We start from the raw sequence: 22301 nt of genomic DNA on the forward strand, positions 1-22301 counted from the left end.
GAGAGCCGGGTAATTTTGCATCAAAATTCTTAAAAACAATTTAATGCAATTGAAGCCATGAAGAAAATTTGTATTGTTATTCTGCTGAATACTCTATTTTTCAATTTCTCGCACGGGCAATCATACCAGACCGTCAAAGGAACTGTCACCGAAAAAAATAGTGGCACTCCTGTTCCTTACGCGACTGTCATGTTGCTTAATATTACTCCCGTCATCGGTGCCACCACGGATACGGCAGGCCGATTTTCTTTGCCGAACGTACCGGTGGGAAGACATACTATAGAAGTACGTTGTCTAGGGTATGAAACCGTTACCGTGAAAGAGATTCTTGTCAGTTCTTCCAAAGAAATAATTCTTGACATCCGTTTGCAGGAAACTTTAATGGAATTGGGCGAAATAACAGTCAAACCGAGCATCAATAAAACACAACCTCTTAACAGCATGGCTATTGCGGGCGGGCGTATGCTGAGCGTGGAGGAAGCAAGCCGTTACGCGGGCGGGATGGATGACCCGGCACGTCTGGTATCCTCGTTCGCGGGAGTAACGGCAAACGTGGGAAATAATGGCATCGCGATACGGGGAAACGCACCCAAGTTTCTACAATGGCGCATGGAAGATGTCGAGATACCCAACCCGAACCATTTTGCAGACGTCACGAGTTTCGGCGGTGGAGGATTGACAGCTCTAAGTAGTCTGGTTCTCGGGAACTCCGATTTTTTTACCGGGGCTTTTCCTGCCGAATACAGCAACGCCCTATCGGGTGTTTTTGACATGTATCTTAGAAATGGCAATAACACACGACATGAACATACCGCGCAGATTAGTTTTCTCGGTATCGAGGCTGCATCCGAAGGACCTTTCACGAAAGGATACGACGGTTCCTATCTCTTTAATTACCGTTATTCCACGCTGGCATTATTATCACCGTTGCAACCGGAAGACGCGGACGGCACGGACTATCAAGACCTGTCATTCAAATTATTTTTCCCAACCCGTAAGGCCGGAGTTTTTTCCGCATGGGGAATAGGGTTAATTGACCACTCGGGTACCATAGCGGAGAAAGATAAAAGCAAATGGCAATACGAGCAGGATATGGAAAATCAAGACGTGAAACAATACGCCGGGGCATTGGGAGTCAATCACAAGATAAATATTGACAAGACATCTTTCTTGAAAACAACAATAGCACTGACCATTAGCGGGTTGAATATGCACACGGAACGAATGAATGAACACGTGTTACTTGTACCGAAAAACGTCATAAAAAATACCAACTGGAACTTCGTGTTTTCCTCCGCGTTCCAAAAGCGATTCAGTGAACATCATACAAATAAAACAGGTTTCAGAATTACTGGGTTGAAATATGACATGTTCATGCAAGACGCGCAACAAACAAGGGGAGAATTACAAACTTTAACTGATGAGTCGGGATTCAGTTCTTTGCTTACCGCTTATTCCTCATCCACGTTCCGGTTTACAAACCAATGGAGCGTGAATGTCGGGATAAACGCACAATATTTTACCCTCAACGGGAATTACACGATTGAACCGCGAGTGAGCCTGAAATGTCAATTTATGCCTAACCAAGCATACTCTTTGGCCTATGGCGTGCACAGTCGTTTGGAAATGCTGAATTATTATTTCACGGAAAAAGAAGGGGAAAAAATAAATAAAGACCTTGATTTCACGAAAGCGCATCATTTGTCTTTAGGTTATGATTTGAATATTGAAGAAAATAAACATTTAAAAATTGAACCTTATATACAATATCTATATGATGTTCCGGTTTTACCCGATAGCACCTACTCTTTTATTAATTTACAAGGTAATGATGATTGGTTTCTGTCGGAAAGGCTTATTAACACGGGGAAAGGGCTTAATTACGGGATTGATATCACATTCGAGAAATATATGTCACGCAGGGATTATTACATGATAACAGCTTCCATATTCAATTCCCGGTACAAGACAACAAGGGACAAATGGTATAATACACGTTATAATCGCAATTTCGTACTCAATTTACTCGCAGGGAAAGAATGGATGCTAGGTGAAAATAATCAGAATATACTGGGGATAAATGCCAGAGCAACATTTCAAGGTGGTGACAGGTATTCCCCGATTAATGAAATCGTTTCTTTAAAACAACAAGACGCAATTCATGACGAGAGTAAACCTTATTCTAAACAATTAGTCCCGGTTTTACTGGGACATCTCACAATAAGTTATAAAATAAACAAGAAAAAAGTGTCACATGAGGTTGCGGCCAAAGTACTGAATATTACCGGATACAAGGATTATTACGGGCATAGGTATAATTATATCACGCGTCAGGTGGAGGCCGAAAGAGAAGCGAATGTAATACCGAATATTAGTTATAAAATAGAATTTTAGATTTTATACTAGTAGAGTTCCCGTTTCACTTCCCGGGAACTCTATTTACAATTATTATTTTCCTAATCTTTTTTCCAATTCCGCCCGAAGAACTTCATCTTGCAAGTTCCGACCTACAATTTTATTATCCTCATCCAAAAGCAATATATTCGGAACTGATGTAACTACATACAAATCTGAAGCCTTACCCTGATTCTTCTCATCAATCAACTGAATCCAAGAATATTGATCCCGTTCTAAAGCCCCCAACCACCTTTTCTCGCTAAGATCCATGGAAAAACCGACAATCTCCAATCCTTTGTCATGAAATTCATCATAAAGTTTTAGTAATTTCGAACCTTCTTTCTGGCAATCTCCACTCCAAGAAGCCCAGAAATACAACAACTTCACCTTACCTTTAACATCATACAAAGATACCGATTCTCCATCAGGCGTGTACGCGAAAAAATCAGGTGCCGTTTCCCCAACTTTCAACTTCTCGTATTGCGTCAACATCGACTTGATATATTTACCATAAGTCGTGTTCCAAGCGTTTGGTCCCAACACCCGACTTTCCGCCTTCAACAAATCAAGATCATGCCTGCTTCTGGTAAACAACAAATAAGCCGCAACATAAGTATCTTTATATACATTCAACAAAGAGTCCTCACCCCGTCGCGCTTGAACTTTCAATTGCCCGTAACGACGAGCGGCACGCTCTAGATCTTCTTGCTTTCCATCCTGTTGAGCCCGCTGAATATCCTTGGCTACCGCATCCATTTTAATTCTAAAACCCAAAGAAAGGCTTAAGAATTTAGCCGCAATATCTTGAATACCTCCTCCCGTGACCTTACTGGAAAAAATATCATTCGTCCGATTATAATAAGCTTCAAATTTATTTTCGCTATTTTCAAGAAAAAGCGGTAAAGATCCCATCGTACACCCTTCAGGAATTAACGCTGCCTCGATAATGGAATCAACGGATCCCGTGAGCCGGAAACGACCGTCCACGATAGGAGCCCTCGCAAAAGTATCACTGGCGTTCAAAGTAATAAGTAACATCGTTCCCTCCTTGGGAGTATCAACATAACCTTCAATAACAAACCCCGGCTTCTGCTGAACAGCCATTAAAACAACAAGCGAACCGAAAATCAAACACGCAATAATCTGTTTCAATTTCATCATTTTTCTTTCACAATTACAGTAAACACCGCATCTTTAAACTTTTTATATCCTTCGTTTTCAAAATCAAGAGAGATGAGGTAGCGTCCGGGAGCAATTTGATGTTCTAACGGAATCATAAATGTTCCATCATTTCTAACAGACAACCATTTCAACATGCTATCTTTATCACCATCAAAAGCCACAACATCCCGAACACTAAAAAAAATCGGTCTCGTACCTTCCACGCCTTCTATCTGGTAACTCATCCAAGGCTGTCCCGTTTTAACACGTTGTGCATCTATACCCGTGGAGTCCAAATGAATACGTACGACTAGAGAATCCGGATTGTATGCCGCATTTTTTACATCCAGATAACCTACCGTAATATCCTGACATCCCCAGTAGACAAGTAATAACAGAACTATTCCTAATAATTTTCTCATATTATCTAATTTTTACATTCATCCATCATATTACTTACTGCCATTCCGCCATTTTATAATCCCAACGATAATACTCCGTGAGAGCGTGAATAACCCCATTGACAGGCTGGATATCAGGAGTGGCAACAGGCCAATACTTCTTATCCGTCAAAGAATAGCTATACATAAACTCGGGTCCCATATCCGGTATGCCCCCGTAATCCGTCTTCTCCCGGTAAATCAACACTTCCCCTCCATCCAACGTCGTAAACACACTACCGCCGATTTCCTCCGCGGGTAACTCCCCATCAGTGAAATTAACCTCGGGATTCCGGTATCCCATCTCTTGTTTAAGATGCTTTCCCCGGATCACATGATGCATAACCACGTTTCTACAAAATGTAGAACTAAGTTGAGGCACACTATCCAAATCGTTTCGCAACAAATAAAGATAAACCGTATGTGTCTTAAACGCCAGAAAAGTAATTTCCGGACAATCCGCATCCATTCCCTCGAACAAATCAACAAGTCCGGCACGCTCGATCATCTCGACCGTCATACCAAAATTGTAATGATCCCCCCGAAGATAATCCATAACCGACCCCTCGTAATAAGGAGAAGAAATACCCGTGTCTATAACATCCTGTTTCGTGCAGGCAAAACAACAGACACACAAAATACATATTGCAATATATCTCAACATCGTTTTCATACACCTTTATAATTCTACATTTTTTTCAACCAAAACGTATTCTGTCTCATCAATGTATTCCTCACAAAAGCCGCCGAACCGACAGCATTCCAGAACGCACCGTCAACAAAATCCTGATCATCCAAGGTGATAAAATTTCCCCTCAAATCAAGTTTTCGATAATTATTGCGCATAATATCGAAATAACGCTCACCTTCCAACAGCAACTCTTTCTCCCGCTCCTTGAATATAGCACGCTGCAAATCTCCGTTATACTCGGTATTTTTGTAATCAGCAGCTCCCGCACGCCGACGTACCGTATTCAAATCATCGATCGCACCTTTCTTATTACCTAAATGGCATCTACATTCCGCACGCAATAAAATCACATCCGCCAACCGCCACCAAATCATATTTTGATCAAACGTGATGAACTTCCCCTTATCATTCCCCGCTGTCTCCAACACACATTTTCTCCATTTATATAAAAACGCATCCCGATACAAAGGCGTACCGCCTTCACTGACCACCTGCACGTTCATGGAATCCGGCTTATAAAAATACGCATTCCGTCGTTGATCTTTCCCCGGGTACATTGCTTTTACATCCTGATAACTTACAGCATCCCAACCTCTATTTTCACCGGGACCAACCATCGGTTTCACCGGATAAGTCGTGTAAATCGTGGCATACACGTTAAAAGGATTAGACCCTACCTCATTCCAGAAATTCCGGAAAACACTCACGAAAATCGCTTCTTTCCCTCCATCAACCAACACCCGCGTGCAGACTTCTTCCGGTGTAGCAGCTAACTCGTACTCTTCCGACCAAATAACATCGGTACAAGCGGTTTCCGCTCTTTGCCATAACTCGTCTTCATCGTAATCATTCTCATCCCGTGAAGCCAAATACTTACATCCCGCTTTCCACGCGCAAAGATGCGCCAACAACGTATTGGCAGCCCCTCTGACTGGAGTCGACTTATACGATATCCCGCCTCCATCACATTTTGTCGCCTGCGATAATTCCGGTAACAAATCCGCAGCCATCTGCGCCATGTATATCGCGGAATCCGCAATCGTTGTCCAAGGAGACTTGGCAATCGGCTCAAGCTCGACCTGAGTTCCGATATAAGGACAATCACCCCATCTGCGAATCAATTCGTAATAACAAAATGCCTTGAAAAAATATACTTGACCCTTGTAAAAATTCCTTCGCTCTCGAGTCATTTTTACCTGATCGATATAAGGCAAAACAATATTAGCCGAAGCAATAATCTGATAAATATTACCCCAATCACACAAAGCGTAAGTATACGGTTGATCAAGAGTTTGTTCACTATTACCCCAAATATTGGAAGCAAAACGTCCGGCCCGAGCAGGTTTAATCCGCTGGTTATCTTGCGAATAATCCCGAATTTTCTTTTCTATTGTTCCCAAACCGACCTCGATCTCTCGTTCTGTTTGCATCGCATTCGAAAAAGTAACCGAATTTTCCGGATCCATATCCAGAATGTCATTACATGCCCAACAACCGAACAAAATGCCCAAACCTATAATATAACTAAGTTTTCTCATCCTCACTAAAATTTAAACGTAACACCTATGGTAAACTTCCTCGCCAAGGGATAAGAACCTTGTATTCCATTTCCTGTAAGCACCCCGTCAATACCCGTGGTAATATCGACAGTTTCGGGATCCATACCGATATAATTCGTCCAAGTCAACAAATTTTCTCCACTAACAAAAAACCTCAATTGATCGATAAACCAACGTCTCGTCCATCGAGAGGGAAGAGTATAGCCAACAGTCAATGTTTTCAATTTCAACCAATTCACCTTGGAAACATTTCTATCTAACAAATAATCATACACATGATTATCAAGAATTCCCGGTTGCAATCTAGCATAATCGGCACGATCCCCGTTTTTTTCCCAGAAAGTAGTTTTCTCCAAATCGAAAACCAAAGCGTAGTAATCATTATTCATCATAATAGACTGTACTGCATACGGATACAAAATATGCCTTCCCAACTGATAACTTAATAACATATTAACATCAAATCCCTTCCATTTCAACTCATTGACAATTCCCCCGGATATAGAGGGCAAAGCACTTCCGATATATACCAAATCATTACCATCTATATGACCGTCGCCACTCGCATCCACGATTTTGTAATCTCCCGGTTGCATATATCCTGAACCCACGTTCATCGGTCCGTTTGAACCATCTGTTTTCCAACTAACAGGAACTTCCGCCTGATCATTAATAAACCCTTCCGTTCTCAACACGCGCATCTGATTAAGAGGCTTACCTATAATCTTATTATCCAAATCATGACCATCGTATGATTTCTCAAAACGATTCCAGTTCCTTGCCCCGTTAACCGACATACGCCACAAAAAATCGGGACGATCAAAGAACTTGTACTCCACCATCAACTCTATACCTTCATTAGAAATTGCGGCAGTATTCCTCCATTGATTCTGAAAACCGTTATAATTTCCCGGCAGGGGCACAGGCATTAGCAAATCTTCCGTATACCGGTAATAGTAATCTAACGTAACACCAAGTCGATAATTCAAAAAATTCAAATCAAGCCCGAAATCATACTGGGACGTTTTCTCCCACGATAGATCTTGATTATACAACCCGTCATTCCACACCGGAGTAATAACAGGATTACCCAAATAAGAAGAATTATCCACGGCCATAATTCCCAACGCCAGATAATTCTGATAAAAATGCATACCGGACATCCCCCAACTCACCCGAAGCTTTCCAAAATTGAACCAATTTTTGAACGACTCCATAAAATTTTCCTCCGTGAAAGTCCAACCCGCGGCAATAGCAGGAAACGTCCCCCACTTGTTATTTTTCCCGAAAGTTGACGAACCATCCCTCCGTATGGAAGCTGATAAAAAATACTTCTGCAAATAATTATACTCCAAACGGGCAAACCACGAAAGTAATGTTTTCTCCTCCATGTCCGAAATATAATTCTTCAACGCAACAGTTTGTTGAAAATCACCACTTCCCAAAATCGTTAAACCGGGTAGTCCACCGGGCGCATACTCGATCTTATCACTGGGAGAATTCCGGGCATATCCCCCGTTGTACTCTATCTGGTCATATTGATAAGAAAAACCACCGATAGCAGAAATCGAATGACTCTCTCCAATTATCTTATTATAAGAAATCAAGTTCTCATTTAATACCATTAGATTAATTCCCGTTTCTCCCAAACTGTTCGACCACCCGTTCACGTCCAACGAAGCGGGCGCAAAATAATTTCTTCTTTCAATTGAATAATCCGCAGCAAGTGAAGCCGAAATATTCAATCCCTCGATCAAATCCAAACCGAGTTTAAAATTAGAACGCAAACGTACAGACCGATTCCGTTCGTGAATCCCTTGATATTGATTAATAATCTCATCCCAAACGACAGTTCCTTCTCCCGGCAAGAAAGTATTTAACTGGTAAGGATCTCCCGGTACCGTTTCCACGTTCTGCACGGAGGTCAATTGCCCGGACCGAACTCCCCGCATACGACCGGCAAGAGAAGCGTTGAAACGCAAATCAACATTAAAACGTTCCACGGGAGTAACATTCATCTGCGAATTCAAATCGATACGATTATACCCGGTTCCCTTCACAATACCTTCTTCATCATAATACCCGAGACCGATACCATAAGTCATTCGCTCTTGTCCCCCGTAAGCCTGAATATTGGCATTCGTCACTCTCCCCGTGCGATAATACATCGGGAAGAAATTAGTTGAATGAGCGTAAAAAGCATTCAAACTATCTTGATAAATATTTCCTTTCTTGGCAATTAAATTCCTATGCGGCTCCCAAAAACCGTCTAATTTTGCATCACCACCCACTTCATATACCTCTTTCCAAGAAGTCGGATATTTATATCGTCCCGTTTCTGGATCCCGATAAGCCACCATCAACCGTCTTTGTTGTTCCAGCCGGAAACGACGCTCGGCACTCCCGATGGTAACCGTGGGCAACTGGGGTAAAATACTCCAAGTCTGGGAGGCATTGACTGAAAAAGTAGCCTTTTGGTTCTTACTTCCCTTCTTCGTGGTCACGATGATAACCCCGTTAGCAGCACGAGAACCATAAATAGCCGCAGAAGACGCATCCTTAAGAATTTGGATAGACTCTATCATATCCGGATTCAAATCCGACAATAAATTTGTACCCGTGACCGGAGAAGTAAAAGAATTCAACGGGACCCCGTCAACAACCCACAACGGGTTGGAAAAGCGCCGTCCCTGTTCAACATCCAACGAATTGTACCCCCGGATAGTAATAGCCGTTCCCCCGCTTCCGGGAGCTCCCGACATATTGGTAACATCCATACCGGCAACCCGCCCTTGCAAAAGATTAGCTATATTAGAAGTAGGTATTCCCTCAAGTTCCTCTGCTTTAATAACGGAAACCGCCCCGGTCGCTTTACGACGAGTTGTTGTTCCGTATCCCACAACAACAACTTCATCTATACTTTCGACATCTTCTTCAAGCACCACCACCATACGAGGTGCCCCCGCTTTATAAGCAACTTTCTTTTCTTTAAACCCTATAAACGTAAATATCAAGACTCCACCTTTCCCCGGTAACCGTAGCTTAAATTCACCTTTATTATCCGTAGCAGTACCCACTTTTGTTCCCTCCACTCGCACGGTCACTCCCGGCATGGGAACATTCTTTTCATCGACAACCACTCCATGAATCAAAGAATCCTTAACTTGTTGCGACTCTGTATGAATTATTTTAGGAATCGTCGTGGCATTCAACACCCCCCAACCGGGGAGTATCAAGAAGAAAAGAAGAAACATAACGCAACCTCTCCCTCTTGAAAAGGAATCATAGTTTTTACTCATACTCCATTTTAATATTCTATACTGAAAAAGAAAAAGCGAAGGTGTGTTAAAAGTCCATTCCCTTTTAAACACACCTTCATAAAAACACCATTATTAATACTTATACGACCAAACGCAACGAGTTATCATCTCGGTGAAATTCGAAGTACGACCGGATGCAGCACTAGTTTTAACTGTCTCAGCGTAAAAATTATAAGGAGTATATTGCCAAGCGTAAACACTCATACCCCCAGGAACTTCTGAACAAGTCCAATATTTTGCGTAAATTTTTTGGTTATCTCTATCATATTGCTCCAACCCCAAATCCCCCAATACTTTATTAAACACACTTAGGTTTGTTTTCAATACAAGATTTAGACAATTAGGTTTTGAACCTGAAACATCAGCTTCAGGGATATACCATCCTTCCATACCGGTTTTCTCATCCATTTCAGCACAATAGGCAAACACAGGATATTTTTCTTTCCAATTTTCCTGTTGTTTGATTTTTTTGAAGATAGCTTCAGCTGATTCCAGATAATTACCGATTGTTTTAGTTTCCGTACTCCATACCAATCCTGCCTTTTCTTCCAATGCCCAAACATCAACTTGATTATTTTCATTTCTAATCACTATCCCCACTTCTTTGCCCTTGTAGTAAAAGATACTTCCCATTTTCAACTCTTCTCCGGTTTGTAATACCTTTACTTCCACACTCGTTTCCTTTCCATCAGAAACCGTCACTACAGCATTCCGCTCATCTTGACCGAAATTCGTCGTGGCAGAAATAGCAATACCGTTATCCGTAGCTTCAACTTTACACCAATCCGCATCAGACGTAAGTTGCAATTGCTTAACATCAATATTAGCAATTACAATCTCCCTGTATCCAAGAGAATTCAACTCTATTTCCGTAGATGACAACTCAATCTTGATAGAACCATCCGCTTGTTTTACAGTTACCTCGGCATCTGCATTATTTGATTCCGTACCTGCAATCACCTTAAAGGTCGTTTCACGAGCCACATCGGAATTCAAATCAAGTGTCACGCTCAATGAAGTTTTATCCTCGGCAAGTGTAACATGACACCACGAAGCCATTCCCTCCGTATTTACTTTCACGTCTGCCTGATTCGTCTCTATAGTTATCGTCTTAGTTTCCTCGGTCTTAGCCTTGAATTCTAAAACATCGGCGGACAATTCCAAAGTAGCGGCAGCTGCAGCAGATTGACGTACTTCAACAATTTGGTCTATAGCATACTCCGCTTTAACAGTCACCTTAGCCGTCCGTAACTCCACCTCGTTATGGGGATCCACCGTAAGTTTCAACTTCTCACCTGCCTGCTCAATCTTACACCACTCCGCATCGGAAGAAGCCATCCACGCCTCGGCAGTCGTAACCACGGCAAGCTCCCTACTTCCTCCTTGAGCGCTAAACTCCACTTTAGACGGACTCACCGTAAGAGGCACTTCCGAAGGTTCTTTGTCACTATCACTACAAGAACACAACATTCCCCAAATGCTTAACACAAGCATTAACATCAGATTCTTTTTCATAATCATCAGATTTTAATTCAACAATTATTCATTATTTTGCATCAAATAACCGACTCCGGCAGCAATCGACCAGAGCCAGCATTTATTATTTTCCTTTTTCAACACTACTCCTTCCTGTTCTCCGACAAGCACTTCATTCACCCCTTTAGCTTTCACGCTCATCACCACCTTAGCCTCTGCCACCGGAGCTTCCGACAATTCACAATGAACATATTTATCCTGACTATCCGTTTGGATTCTCCAAACCCTTTGATCTGCCGTAAAAGCCATTTGATGATTAGCTTCATCGAACATCAACAAAGGGACATCGCCATCATAAACGCCACTCACCGTCTGTTGTAAAAACTTTTCACGCTTGGCATTATCCCCCATCGTCTCAACCTCGTCATCTTTACAACCGAGCAAACAACACATTAGTACTAACGGATACACAACTTTATTTAACATCTTTCTTTGCTTTAGATTGAACATTTATTTTACGAACCAGAATTTCCGTCACACCATCAGTCGTTGTCACCTCCGCTCTCAAAACATGCGAGCCGGCAGGCAATACTAAATCCCGGGTAGGCACGAAAGTTTTACCGTCCAACTTCCACACAATCCGACGTACATCCTTTTGAATATTAGTCACTACCGGCCAATACAAATCTCCTTCACGCCAATCCGTCCGAATGCCCGCCAAAGAAGCAACCTCCTCTTGAATCTTCTCCGTAGTAAAACTTCTGCTCACCAACGCTCCGGTTTCCACATCCCCCGATTGAACCACAATCTCCACGTCGTACGCCGTACCTGGCAGCAATTGATTGATAATACAGAACGTCGTATCCGATTCAAGAACACGGAGATTATTATCTTTCTGCTGTTTATACCTGATTTTCCAATTCAACACCTCTTTATCGTCATTCCAAACTAACCGTACTTCCCGCTGTCCGATCATGAAATCTTTTAACTGAACAATATCCTGCACAACAGTCACGTTACATGTTATCTTGCTTTTCCCGTCTGCCGCAGCTGCCGTAACCGTAGCCACCCCCTCGGTCAACCCGATAACTTCCCCTTTATCCGTGACTTTAACAATCTGATTATCCGAACTACTCCACACGATAGCCTTATTAGTTACATCCTCCGGAAGAACCTTCGCACTCAATCTCACTGTATCCAAAATCCCCACGGTCACCTCCTTCTGATCCAACTCTACTCCCGTCGACCACACCGTTTCCAACAACCAAGCAGACAAAATCATACACACCTCCTGCTTTTCCCATGACGTCCCATTAGAACTCATCACTCCTCCCCCGGAAACACGGGAAGCGGTAATCGGGATCTCGATCTCGTTCGTTTCACCCGTGGCACGTACACCAATCTTTAAAGTTTTACCGGCAGGAATCATAACGGCATCATCTCCCAGGTAAATCCGATTCAACCTTCCGTAAACAAAATTATCCAACGACTTGGTCAACACGCAAGCATCATCGAGCCATACCTTCAGTTCCAAACCGGCGGCCTTCGACACATCCAAATCCACCCACTTCAAACTGCAATTTTCATAATCCCTCAACTCCTCCACTGTCCAGTTGTGCGCCACGTAAAGCGGACCCGCTCCCGAAATATTACGTATCGAACCCATAATCTCTTCATCCTTATTCTGGGACAACTTCATAGCACGCTCCTCCGCAGGTGTTTGAAGTTGTATATCTAAACGATTATCGGTCAATATTATATCTTTCACCGTACTAAAACGAGCAAACCCCTCTTTCTCCGCTTCAACAACATATTTTCCCGCGGGTATATCCTTAAAAGTATAATTTCCGCGAGAATCCGTGATTGTCTCAATACTCTCACTTCGTGCGCTTCTGGCATATTCAATAAAAGGAACAACACTCTTAGCTACCACCTCTTCCACAGCTTTCAGCGTAACGCACACACCCGACTGCGGCTCTCCCTTCATATTCGTAACCACACCTGTCATCCCAACCGATTCCGCTAAATAAAAATCAAATGAAAGCTCACTCCCACGTTGACTGATATTAGACAATCCCTTCCCCAACTCTATACCGGACCAAGGTTTCGGCTGCACTTGCGTCTTATTCAACGAACCGGGATAAAACATGCCCGAACTACTAAAACCACCTGCCTCAACACCATTCGCCGGAATAATTCTCATACACGGATGCGCCTTAATACAATTAATCGTATTCTGAAGCCAGCGATCTTTTGCCTTAACACCATTCACCCAATTATTCGAACGATCGATTTGGTAAATCAATAACCCCGCACCTCTAATAAATGCATCCCATCCTTTTTGTTCGCGACATTCCAACATAAAAATCTCCCCTTCCACATCTGTCGTATAAAAATAAGCTTTATTCTCACTGATCGGGAGCAGATTATAACTACCGGCTCGAGTCAACTCCTCCGGTTCCAGCCACCCAGCCATCACACGCTCCATGGCAGTAAGACACGGGGGTGTACACCCGTCATTATTATAATTCCCCGATGACATCAAAGAAAGTTCGAACAAACCCGCTCCCTCTCCATTTTCACCGTAATCCGTATCATAAGCATCCATCAAACCTACGACATGACCAAATTCATGACAGAACGTCCCGATGCCCGCCATTCTATTTCCTGTATTCCCGCGAAGCTCTGAAGTACACGCGTAATCAGCCAACTTCATCCCATCCACAGTATAATTATACAAAGCGAGAGAAGCACGATGAGGCCAGATCGACTCTGCCGGTCCGTGTTCCGCTTCATTAAAACCGGCATAATAAATAAAAACATTATCCAACACCCCATCTCCATCAGTATCAAATTGTCTCAACGAAACCCCGTTATCCACAACTTTCTGACAGGCATCCTTAACAAAATCCACCATACGCGCATCATTGCCATAATCATCGTTCTTTCCGTAATACGCCATTGGCTTGCCTAAATTATAGGGTCCCACAACCACAAATTCAGGATCGAACTGCCCGTATGAATTATCCCGATAATAATCACGTGCGCTCCCCGTAGCCCCATTAGCACTATATCCCCCCAGATTAAGCAGGTCATTAAAGGCTTGTTGAGGAGAAGGCGTTGCAAACTTAACATCCTCAAACTCGACCAACACCACCAAAGCCTTCGGGCTTCCCTTGGCTACAAAAACTTTTTGAACCTCCTTTTGTTCCCGCTCCGCGTATCGCATCTTTGCACGCACCTTGAAACTAGCAGGAATCCCCTTCGTACGTTTTGTCAAAGAAGCCGTCTCCCGGGAATCACGTTTTCCCTGATCATTAGCCCGCATATCACTAATCACCCTCGCACCTGTCGAAGAAAAATCAACGTAATAATAAAAACCGTCCTCTTTTTGAGCGATCACATAACCGTCAAGCGTTGTCAAGTAATGAAATCGTTCATCCCCATACATGCGAATGGATAAAGTCGTTCCATCCGGCAATACCTTATAACACACCCCTCTTTGGGCCGGTATGCCCATTGTCACTCCATTCCATCCCAAGAATAAAAGCAACAAAAAGATTTTAACACAGCTAATCCTGTCTTTCATATTATTTTTTATTAAAACTTAATTCTCGGGCAAAACAGTATCTTTATACACAAACTGATAATAATACATAATAGCACGACCGTCACTTCCGGTACTCGTAGAAGTTCTGGTCAGAGAAGACAAACGCCCCTTTTCATCCGTCTTGTAAGAAAAATTATTCACAACAACAGAAGCATCCAAATACTTTACCATTTTCAAATACACGTACGGACTAAGAAAAACATCTTGGAACAAAATACCCACTTTAAAAGGAACAAACAGGGAATAAGGCAATTGTTTCAAATAAGTCGGAATCCTCATCGTTTGAAAATCTGTTGCCCGAAGACGATCCCTCTCCAATGTCGCCGCAAATGCAGTTCCCCAAACCTCCGACATAATCTCTCCGATTCCGGTTATATCCTCGTACGCAACCTGGGTAACAACAACAGCACCCGCCACGAACCCGTTCAACTTCTCTTTATCATACAAACATTGACCGACATGGTAAGTAACTGCCGCTCCCCACGACTCGGTCACGTTCTGCAACATCCCTGTCGTGTCATAATTAAAAACATAATTGATATTATCCGGATTCTCCAAACCGTAACCGCTTTGAGAAATACTCCGTATCACCTCCTTTTCCTTGATCTGATCATACATAATCTGGAACTTGTAATGTTCCAAAACATCGATCAAGCTTATACGATTTTGTTCATCATACTCCAAAAGCACCTCATACGGCAGCTGGCCACCACAAAGAATCTTTACCGGTTTCTCCATCTCCCGAACTTTAAAAATCTTCACGCTCTTCGTCGTTCGTCTTCCATCCACATCCTCCAGTAAAATTTGCACGGAATACTCTTTTTGACGACGTAACGGTATACGATAATTCAACAGGTATTCGGTCATATCTTCCTCCACTGCCGGGAGTTCCTGTTTCTCTCCGTCAACCGTAAGACGTACCTGCCGAATCGGGATCATTCCCGTGGTCAAAGTCGCCCGTATAGAAAAAGCATCTACATCCGTCGAAATCGTTCCCCCCCCCTCTAAAATAATCTCCGGAACGGAAAACTTCTTCACCCGTACCATAAAAGCCTTATTATACGTACGGTATTTTAAATCATAAACTTTCACGATAAAAGCAAGAGAAGAATCGCGCACGATATCACTGACATCCACCTGATAATTAAAATTCAACTCTTTCTCGCCCTTATACTCTTCCAACACGTCCAAAACCTCATAACTACGCCCCTCCAAAATTTCTATCCGGTCAATACCGTTCGGTACATCCATAAAACACTCCAGATTCACGAAATCCGCCGTGTCACGCCTTACCTCATAAACTCGCGTATCCGTCGAATCGAACTTCGGATCGGGAAACTCCGGAGTTTCCTGACAAGCTATAAACAAAAAACTCAACCAGAAAAAAAATAAATATGTACTTTTCATCCTCATCATGGCTTAAAACAAATTATTGGTTATATCATCAATATCCTCCTGCGTCTTGTTGGATATAAATTCCCTGAAATTAGGATCCGGAGATATCGCCATAACATCAATTCCTAACTTTATCAACGTCTGGGCGATATACCACATCTTGATAGAACATCGCGCATCCCACTGGTAAACAAAAGGATCACTTTCCGTTTCTACCCGGGCACCATCGAGCGTTTCCGGATTAATCAAATGATCGATACAAATACGGACATCCCTTTTCGCATCAGGAATAGGATACGTGGCAAGAAAACCGAACATATTATCCGTTGGTCCCACGCTTGTAACAACCATGTGGTAATTCTCAACCCACTCCATTCGAGAAATAGCGTGCTGTTCCTCACCGAGTTCCTCCTGAACTTGATAAACACGTTTACCATAATACGGTTTACTAAATTCATAGAAAGCGTCAGGAATCATACTATACAAATCATACTTTTCAAAAGCATAAATAATCATCACGTACAAAATAGCTTTCGTCACCTGCTCAAACTTCTCCGGTGAAATATTCAACATACCGGACTCCAAATTAACCACTATCGCATTATCATTACTCTGGCAAAAAGTAGAACCTGCCCCCGTCTTACTCGGTCTGTTCACCGTCTGCATTATCAGACCGCTCACATCCGTACCGACAATCAACTTATTTGTTATCAATATTTTATTCGGAAAATATTTCTTCTTAAAATCAGAACGATACACCTCCCCTTGAAATTCCAGTTCATCTTTAAAATAACGGAAAACAGCCGTATCAAGAACCGCTATCGCCGAATCGCATTCCGATTTTCGCTCCATCTTCCCGATCTCCATATTTCTCCAGAAACGATTGGCCCAACTCTCGTAAAAATTAAACTTTATATCCAGATTTTCATCAAAATCCGTCATCAATGCCACACCATAATCATCATAATATCTTTTGACAACGGGATTTGACCAATCAAGCAAATCTTGCACCCGGTCAACATCCAAGCCCGAGGGAGACAACCCATCCTCGTCCTCACAAGCGACACAACAAAACAATAATGCGCTAATAGCTAAAATAATACTTATCCTATTCATCTCGGTAATTTTTATTAAAAGTCAAAAGATTATTCAGGCAATTTCTCCAAACGATCATTATTAATAATCAACGGATTATTCTCGCGTTCCTGTAAAGGAATCGGCAACACGTAATTAGGATCATTCTTGAGTAAACGGTAACTCTCCTGTCCCTCTCTCACCTCATCATCATTAACATAGGTAAATACATGCTTAATTTCCGGTCTGTATTCCTCACCCATCCGCCTTAAATCATACCAACGGAAATGACTTTCAAAACAAAATTCCCGCCTTCTCTCATCGAATATGAATTGCAGAAGTTCCTCATCATCAAAAGGGATAACTACATTCGCGGGATGTCTGTATCGATGATCAACCACCCTTTTCACCGCCAAACGGGCACCATTAATATCTCCCAGCCGAACACAAGCCTCCGCTTTATTCAGCCATGCCTCGGCAACTCGCATATTAAACCCGCCAAGAGAAGTGAAATAAGATTCAAACTTTCTCGGGTAATAATACTTTTGCCGAGAATCACCCCGCATTACAAAAAAGCTCCGGAAACGAATATCATTATCCTGATCATAACAAGAAAGCAGATTCTCGCTAACAACGAAACCGGTATTCTCCATATTTTCGATACTTAAAACTCTTCTATCATACACGAAAGAATAAATAATCTCGCTATTGGACTGATCTACAAACTTCATAGAATCCAACAACTTGGTCATTCCGACTTTCGATGTAACCGAATCAGCGTAATCTGCCGCGGCCTGCCACTCCTGACGGAATAACTTCACTCTCGACATCAATAAATTACATGCATTCACAGACGGGTGCCACAACGACTTCTCCAACCCAGACTTCTCCAATTCAGTCTTACCAATCGACAAATCACGCTCGATCAAATTATAACACTCCTCCAAACTATTCCTTGAATAAAATTGCTCGACCCCATGATCCAAACGAATAGCAACACCCAATTGTTCTTTAGCCTTTTCCGGATCATAGGGCAACCCGTACAAATTTACCAAGTCAAAATATGCCAAAGCCCGTAAAAAATAAGCTTCACCTTTCACGAAAGCCAACTCCTTCTCGTCATCATGAATATCTTCACAACTGATCAACACGTCATTCAAAATAGCGATCGAACGATACAAATTTCCCCACGCCACATTCGTCCCGATCTGCGCACCGTAATCATCAAGTTCAATCTCATTCTTCCAAGTATAAATGGTCTTATAATTCCTTTTTTTACTCGTCGGGGTAAGCATATTCTCGGAAATATCATCCGTCATGTGGCTTGCCCCGTAAAAATAAGGATGCGACAACGTGCATTCATTCAAAACAAGAGAAGCAAGATGCTCGGCCTTATTGGGTCTAATCTGATCCTGTGACGACTCATCAAGAAAACCGTCACACCCAGCCAATATAATTGTCAAAAGCAAAAGATACAGGTTAATTGTTTTCATAATTTCAACATAATACATTAAAAACTAAAACCAAGGCTAAAATTATAAGAAGGTAACACCGGCATTCCCACAGAGTTCACCTGCTCCGGATCCTTCCCCTTCAACTTCTTATCAAAAGTCAAGTAACCGATATTCTGAACCTGAAAACCGAAGCGCATATTAGAAATACCTAACCGTTTCAAATGACGATCGGGCAAATCATAATTCAATGTCAAAAGCTGCCACCGGATATAATCTCCTTTAGCCGTACGTACATCACTCCGGTCATAAGCCCACCAGTAAGATTTTTGCCAGGGAAGAACATACGGAGACACGGCTTCTTCAAAAGTATACGACGGAGTCAAAAGTTCATTGGACAAAGCCGGAATATTCGTATGAGCCTCATCCCCGGGCTTACGCCATCTCTTGTTAAACTCGCCCGTCATATTCTGCTCCGGCAACGGCATCGTTTGATTCTCACCATACATCTCCAACAAACGAACCTTCTGCCCTATCTTGTACGTGAAACTTGCAGATAATCTCAAATTCTTATATTTAAACTCCGTCCCGAATCCCCCGTAAAACAAAGGCAACCGACTTCCCTCGTACACCAGAGCTTTTTGTAATTGGGCGTATATCGTCCTCGTATCCCAATAACCATCCCGGTTCGTAAGATTCTTATCGCCAACCATTCCCTCGAACGTCGGCAAACCATTGGAATCCAATCCCCCGAAACGATAAGAATAAAAACCGTCTATCGGGAACCCCTTCATATAAATCGAACCGTTCAAAAAACTCTCTACGGTACTGAAACTTACATCCTCGTTAATACCATCCAGAATTTTCTCTTTCACACGAGTGATATTAAAATTCATATTCCATTGGAAATCTTTTGTCTTAATATTCTGCGTCATAATATTAAACTCGAAAGTATGGTCTTCCTTCGAACCTCCATTATACAACTGAGAAGAAGCACCATTAACTAAAGAAACCGGACGAGTCAACAACAAATCGAGACTCTTCGAATACCCGTAATCCAAAGCCCCGCTGATACGACCACCCAACCAAGAGTGATTCAACCCGATATTCAAAGTCTTCGTTCGCTCCCATTTCAAATTAGCATTCGGGAAAGATGCCAGTTCGGAAACATACTCCGGTGATAAATCTGTATTACCTTGCCCGTAATTCTGTATCGTCAGATAAGGTGAAGCCGAAGGCGGATTCCCCCGGAAACCATAAGACAAACGAAGAGCCAACTCATCCATAAACGACACCGCCATATTCTTGATAAAAGGTTCATTATGCAAATTCCAACGCACGGAAGTAGACCACGCCGGTCTGAATTTATAACGTTCATATTGACCGAACTGATTGGAACCGTCACTTCGGATATTAAAATTGAAAATATACCTGTTCTCAAACGAATAATTAAAAATAGCGAACATCGACATCACGTTCCTCACGCGATCCGTAACGGTCGGATAAACTGAAGCTCCACCTACTCCTCCAGCCGCCAACCAACGAAGCATGAAAGGATATTTCAAATCATCAATCTCCGTCATCAAAAAAGTCGGAATCTTTATAAACGACCTACCTTGCTCGTGATTATAACCGGGAGCCATCCAACCTTCCGCCCCTTTATAAATAGTAGACGAAGCCTCCTGCCCTATATTCAAATTAAAAAAATGCCGTTCCCCAAAAGACTTATTATAGTTGATCTGTGTCAATATGGAAGTTGCCTCCGAAAGCACCATACCGCTGGAATACAATCCACCGAAAGGTACCACCGTACCCTTTTTACTCTCCTCGTCAGCGTCATCACCGATAGAACGCCACATTGACATATAATACGTATCTCCACCGATCCACTCCTCGGAAGAATTAGTGGTATTTCGGAAAGAAAATTGACTCCGAACCTTCAAACCATGAATAATCTCCCAATCAACAGAAGCACGAACATTAAAATCCCAGTTATACACCGTACGACCCGAATTAGCAAGTTCATTCAAGATATTGTATTTCACGTAACGATAATCACCAGTGGTATTCTGAATAGATATCCGGTCAATATAATACAAACCGCCATTTTCCTCTCGTGCAGGTACCGCCCGGCTCATATTATACGCCTCGTTAAAAGCCGAATACGCCGAATGATTGTATTTTGCTTTTTGTGAACTTCCGCTCAACCCGACAGATATCAACACGTTTTTCCTCAAATTAAAATCCCCGTTAACACGACCGCTGACACGATACAACCCCACATTGAGCTCCGTTCCGCGTTGATTATCATAACTCAAACCCGCGTAAACCCTCATCTTTTCATTACCCCCGGATAAATTAACGGAATGCGCATGCGTAAGAGCTACCCGATAAAGCTCCCCGAACCAATCTTCGTTCAACGCTTCCAATCTTGCGACCTCCTTTTGAAACTGAGCATAATCAATCTCCCGGAAATAATACTTTTTCAACACCCCTTCATACCCGACAAACTGGTGAATTTGAGAAGGATAATACAGATTCCTCTCCGCAATCTCTCTCGAAACATCAATACGTTCCTTTGAATTCATCAAATTAAGGTCCGAATAACGCGGACGATCCACCACACTTATCGATCCATTATAATTGAGAGACAACGATCCGCTCTTCCCACGCTTCGTGGTCACGACAATAACCCCGTTCGCTGCTCGAGTTCCATAAATAGCCGTGGCAGAAGCATCTTTCAAAATATCTATCTGGGCAATATCTTGAGGATTCAAACCCGTGATGGCATTACCAATCAAATTCACGTTATCCAAACTATTGATCTCTGCAGGAGTCAAAGGAACAGGATCCTCGTAAATAACCCCGTCAATAACCCACAACGGCTCACGGGTTCCCGTGAAAGTAGCTCCGGCACGAACCCTCATCTTCGTGGCTGCTCCCGGTTGCGCACTTATATTCATAATCATCAACCCGGGAGCCTTACCCTCCAGCATCTGATCGATCGTCAAAGCACCCATCCGCTCCAACTGTTCTGCCTTCACCGTAGAAATAGCGCTTGTCAACTCTCGTTTGTCAATCACTTGGTAACCGGTAACAACCACCTCGTCAATACTCTGTGTTTCTTCCTCCAGAACTACCTCCAACGACTTTTCTCCTTTATAAAGCACCTCTTTCGTCTGCATACCCACGAAAGAAAAAACCAACACAATCCGGTCTTTGGAAGGCACTTGTAAAGCAAATGCACCTTTCACGTCTGTAGCCACCCCAACTGAAGTTCCCTTTAACGTAACCGACACCCCGGGTAAAGTAATCCCCTCCTTGTCTTTCACGATTCCTTTAATAAGAGTACCTTGTACCGAATCTTTGGCAACGACCTCCCCTTCATCCTTAATTACCACGACATCATCTAAAAGAGTATAAGTAAGTCCCGTACCAACCAACAAGCTACTTAGCACACTTTTTAACGTCTCGTTTTTCGCATCCACGGAAACATTCTCTATAGCTTTAATCTTATCAATACTATAGAAAAAACGAATTTCCGTTTGTTTACGCAATTCCATGATTACTTTTTCCAAAGAAACATTCTGCAACTGCAGAGAGACCCTATGTTCTTGAGAAAAAACTGTTGCCCAAACGTTTACATTCAACAACACTGTTAATAAGAAAGTTAATTTCATAGCCAAAAATGCTTTTTTTAAAACACGAATAGGTATATCACGCCTAT

Annotated in this window: 13 protein-coding genes; 1 reads left to right on the top strand and 12 read right to left on the bottom strand. The window is 42.5% G+C overall.

From position 1 onward, the window contains the following. Positions 1 to 57 precede the first annotated feature (57 nt). Positions 58 to 2394: a TonB-dependent receptor gene (locus H8S64_RS09500; RefSeq protein ID WP_186975889.1), complete on the top strand. Its 2337-nt coding sequence runs from the start codon at positions 58 to 60 to the stop codon at positions 2392 to 2394. 54 nt (positions 2395 to 2448) lie between these two features. Here H8S64_RS09500 and H8S64_RS09505 read toward each other — a convergent pair whose 3' ends face one another. The 12 genes from H8S64_RS09505 to H8S64_RS09560 all read right to left on the bottom strand — a co-directional run bounded on the left by H8S64_RS09505 (position 2449) and on the right by H8S64_RS09560 (position 22254). Beyond that, entirely contained in the window at positions 2449 to 3558 is a 1110-nt protein-coding gene (locus tag H8S64_RS09505) for a TlpA disulfide reductase family protein (RefSeq protein ID WP_186975890.1), read from the bottom strand. Then, entirely contained in the window at positions 3555 to 3980 is a 426-nt protein-coding gene (locus H8S64_RS09510; RefSeq protein ID WP_099291739.1) for a hypothetical protein, read from the bottom strand. The genes H8S64_RS09505 and H8S64_RS09510 overlap by 4 nt, the downstream gene beginning before the upstream one ends. A gap of 34 nt (positions 3981 to 4014) precedes the next feature. Beyond that, the gene (locus H8S64_RS09515) at positions 4015 to 4671 is read right to left on the bottom strand and encodes a fasciclin domain-containing protein (RefSeq protein WP_186975891.1); all 657 of its coding nucleotides are present in this window, start codon (positions 4669 to 4671) and stop codon (positions 4015 to 4017) included. Positions 4672 to 4685: 14 nt separating this feature from the next. Continuing rightward, on the bottom strand, positions 4686 to 6227 hold the full coding sequence (locus H8S64_RS09520; protein ID WP_186975892.1) for a RagB/SusD family nutrient uptake outer membrane protein: 1542 nt from the start codon (positions 6225 to 6227) through the stop codon (positions 4686 to 4688). 5 nt (positions 6228 to 6232) lie between these two features. After that, the gene (locus H8S64_RS09525) at positions 6233 to 9547 is read right to left on the bottom strand and encodes a SusC/RagA family TonB-linked outer membrane protein (protein WP_186975893.1); all 3315 of its coding nucleotides are present in this window, start codon (positions 9545 to 9547) and stop codon (positions 6233 to 6235) included. Between the two features lie 93 nt (positions 9548 to 9640). After that, the gene (locus H8S64_RS09530; RefSeq protein ID WP_186975894.1) at positions 9641 to 11083 is read right to left on the bottom strand and encodes a BACON domain-containing protein; all 1443 of its coding nucleotides are present in this window, start codon (positions 11081 to 11083) and stop codon (positions 9641 to 9643) included. Positions 11084 to 11107: 24 nt separating this feature from the next. After that, entirely contained in the window at positions 11108 to 11530 is a 423-nt protein-coding gene (locus tag H8S64_RS09535) for a hypothetical protein (RefSeq protein ID WP_186975895.1), read from the bottom strand. Further along, positions 11520 to 14633, bottom strand: coding sequence for a M6 family metalloprotease domain-containing protein (locus H8S64_RS09540; protein ID WP_186975896.1), 3114 nt, complete (start codon positions 14631 to 14633; stop codon positions 11520 to 11522). The genes H8S64_RS09535 and H8S64_RS09540 overlap by 11 nt, the downstream gene beginning before the upstream one ends. Positions 14634 to 14651: 18 nt before the next feature. After that, a complete protein-coding gene (locus tag H8S64_RS09545) occupies positions 14652 to 16061 on the bottom strand; it encodes a hypothetical protein (protein ID WP_186975897.1) in 1410 nt (469 codons plus the stop codon). A gap of 12 nt (positions 16062 to 16073) precedes the next feature. Then, positions 16074 to 17165, bottom strand: a complete 1092-nt coding sequence (locus tag H8S64_RS09550; protein ID WP_186975898.1) for a hypothetical protein — start codon at positions 17163 to 17165, stop codon at positions 16074 to 16076. Positions 17166 to 17194: 29 nt separating this feature from the next. Continuing rightward, entirely contained in the window at positions 17195 to 18616 is a 1422-nt protein-coding gene (locus H8S64_RS09555; protein WP_186975899.1) for a RagB/SusD family nutrient uptake outer membrane protein, read from the bottom strand. Positions 18617 to 18633: 17 nt separating this feature from the next. Continuing rightward, complete coding sequence (locus tag H8S64_RS09560; protein WP_186975900.1) at positions 18634 to 22254, bottom strand: SusC/RagA family TonB-linked outer membrane protein; 3621 nt, start codon at positions 22252 to 22254, stop codon at positions 18634 to 18636. Between the last annotated feature and the right edge of the window lie 47 nt (positions 22255 to 22301).

Source organism: Butyricimonas hominis, assembly GCF_014287455.1.
GTDB lineage: Bacteria > Bacteroidota > Bacteroidia > Bacteroidales > Marinifilaceae > Butyricimonas > Butyricimonas muris.

Excerpts from the sequence above, each read along its gene's own strand:
- H8S64_RS09500 (WP_186975889.1), top strand. The coding sequence starts at position 58 with ATGAAGAAAATTTGTATTGTTATTCTGCTGAATACTCTATTTTTCAAT.
- H8S64_RS09505 (WP_186975890.1), bottom strand. The coding sequence starts at position 3,558 with ATGATGAAATTGAAACAGATTATTGCGTGTTTGATTTTCGGTTCGCTT.
- H8S64_RS09510 (WP_099291739.1), bottom strand. The coding sequence starts at position 3,980 with ATGAGAAAATTATTAGGAATAGTTCTGTTATTACTTGTCTACTGGGGA.
- H8S64_RS09515 (WP_186975891.1), bottom strand. The coding sequence starts at position 4,671 with ATGAAAACGATGTTGAGATATATTGCAATATGTATTTTGTGTGTCTGT.
- H8S64_RS09520 (WP_186975892.1), bottom strand. The coding sequence starts at position 6,227 with ATGAGAAAACTTAGTTATATTATAGGTTTGGGCATTTTGTTCGGTTGT.
- H8S64_RS09525 (WP_186975893.1), bottom strand. The coding sequence starts at position 9,547 with ATGAGTAAAAACTATGATTCCTTTTCAAGAGGGAGAGGTTGCGTTATG.
- H8S64_RS09530 (WP_186975894.1), bottom strand. The coding sequence starts at position 11,083 with ATGAAAAAGAATCTGATGTTAATGCTTGTGTTAAGCATTTGGGGAATG.
- H8S64_RS09535 (WP_186975895.1), bottom strand. The coding sequence starts at position 11,530 with ATGTTAAATAAAGTTGTGTATCCGTTAGTACTAATGTGTTGTTTGCTC.
- H8S64_RS09540 (WP_186975896.1), bottom strand. The coding sequence starts at position 14,633 with ATGAAAGACAGGATTAGCTGTGTTAAAATCTTTTTGTTGCTTTTATTC.
- H8S64_RS09545 (WP_186975897.1), bottom strand. The coding sequence starts at position 16,061 with ATGAAAAGTACATATTTATTTTTTTTCTGGTTGAGTTTTTTGTTTATA.
- H8S64_RS09550 (WP_186975898.1), bottom strand. The coding sequence starts at position 17,165 with ATGAATAGGATAAGTATTATTTTAGCTATTAGCGCATTATTGTTTTGT.
- H8S64_RS09555 (WP_186975899.1), bottom strand. The coding sequence starts at position 18,616 with ATGAAAACAATTAACCTGTATCTTTTGCTTTTGACAATTATATTGGCT.
- H8S64_RS09560 (WP_186975900.1), bottom strand. The coding sequence starts at position 22,254 with ATGAAATTAACTTTCTTATTAACAGTGTTGTTGAATGTAAACGTTTGG.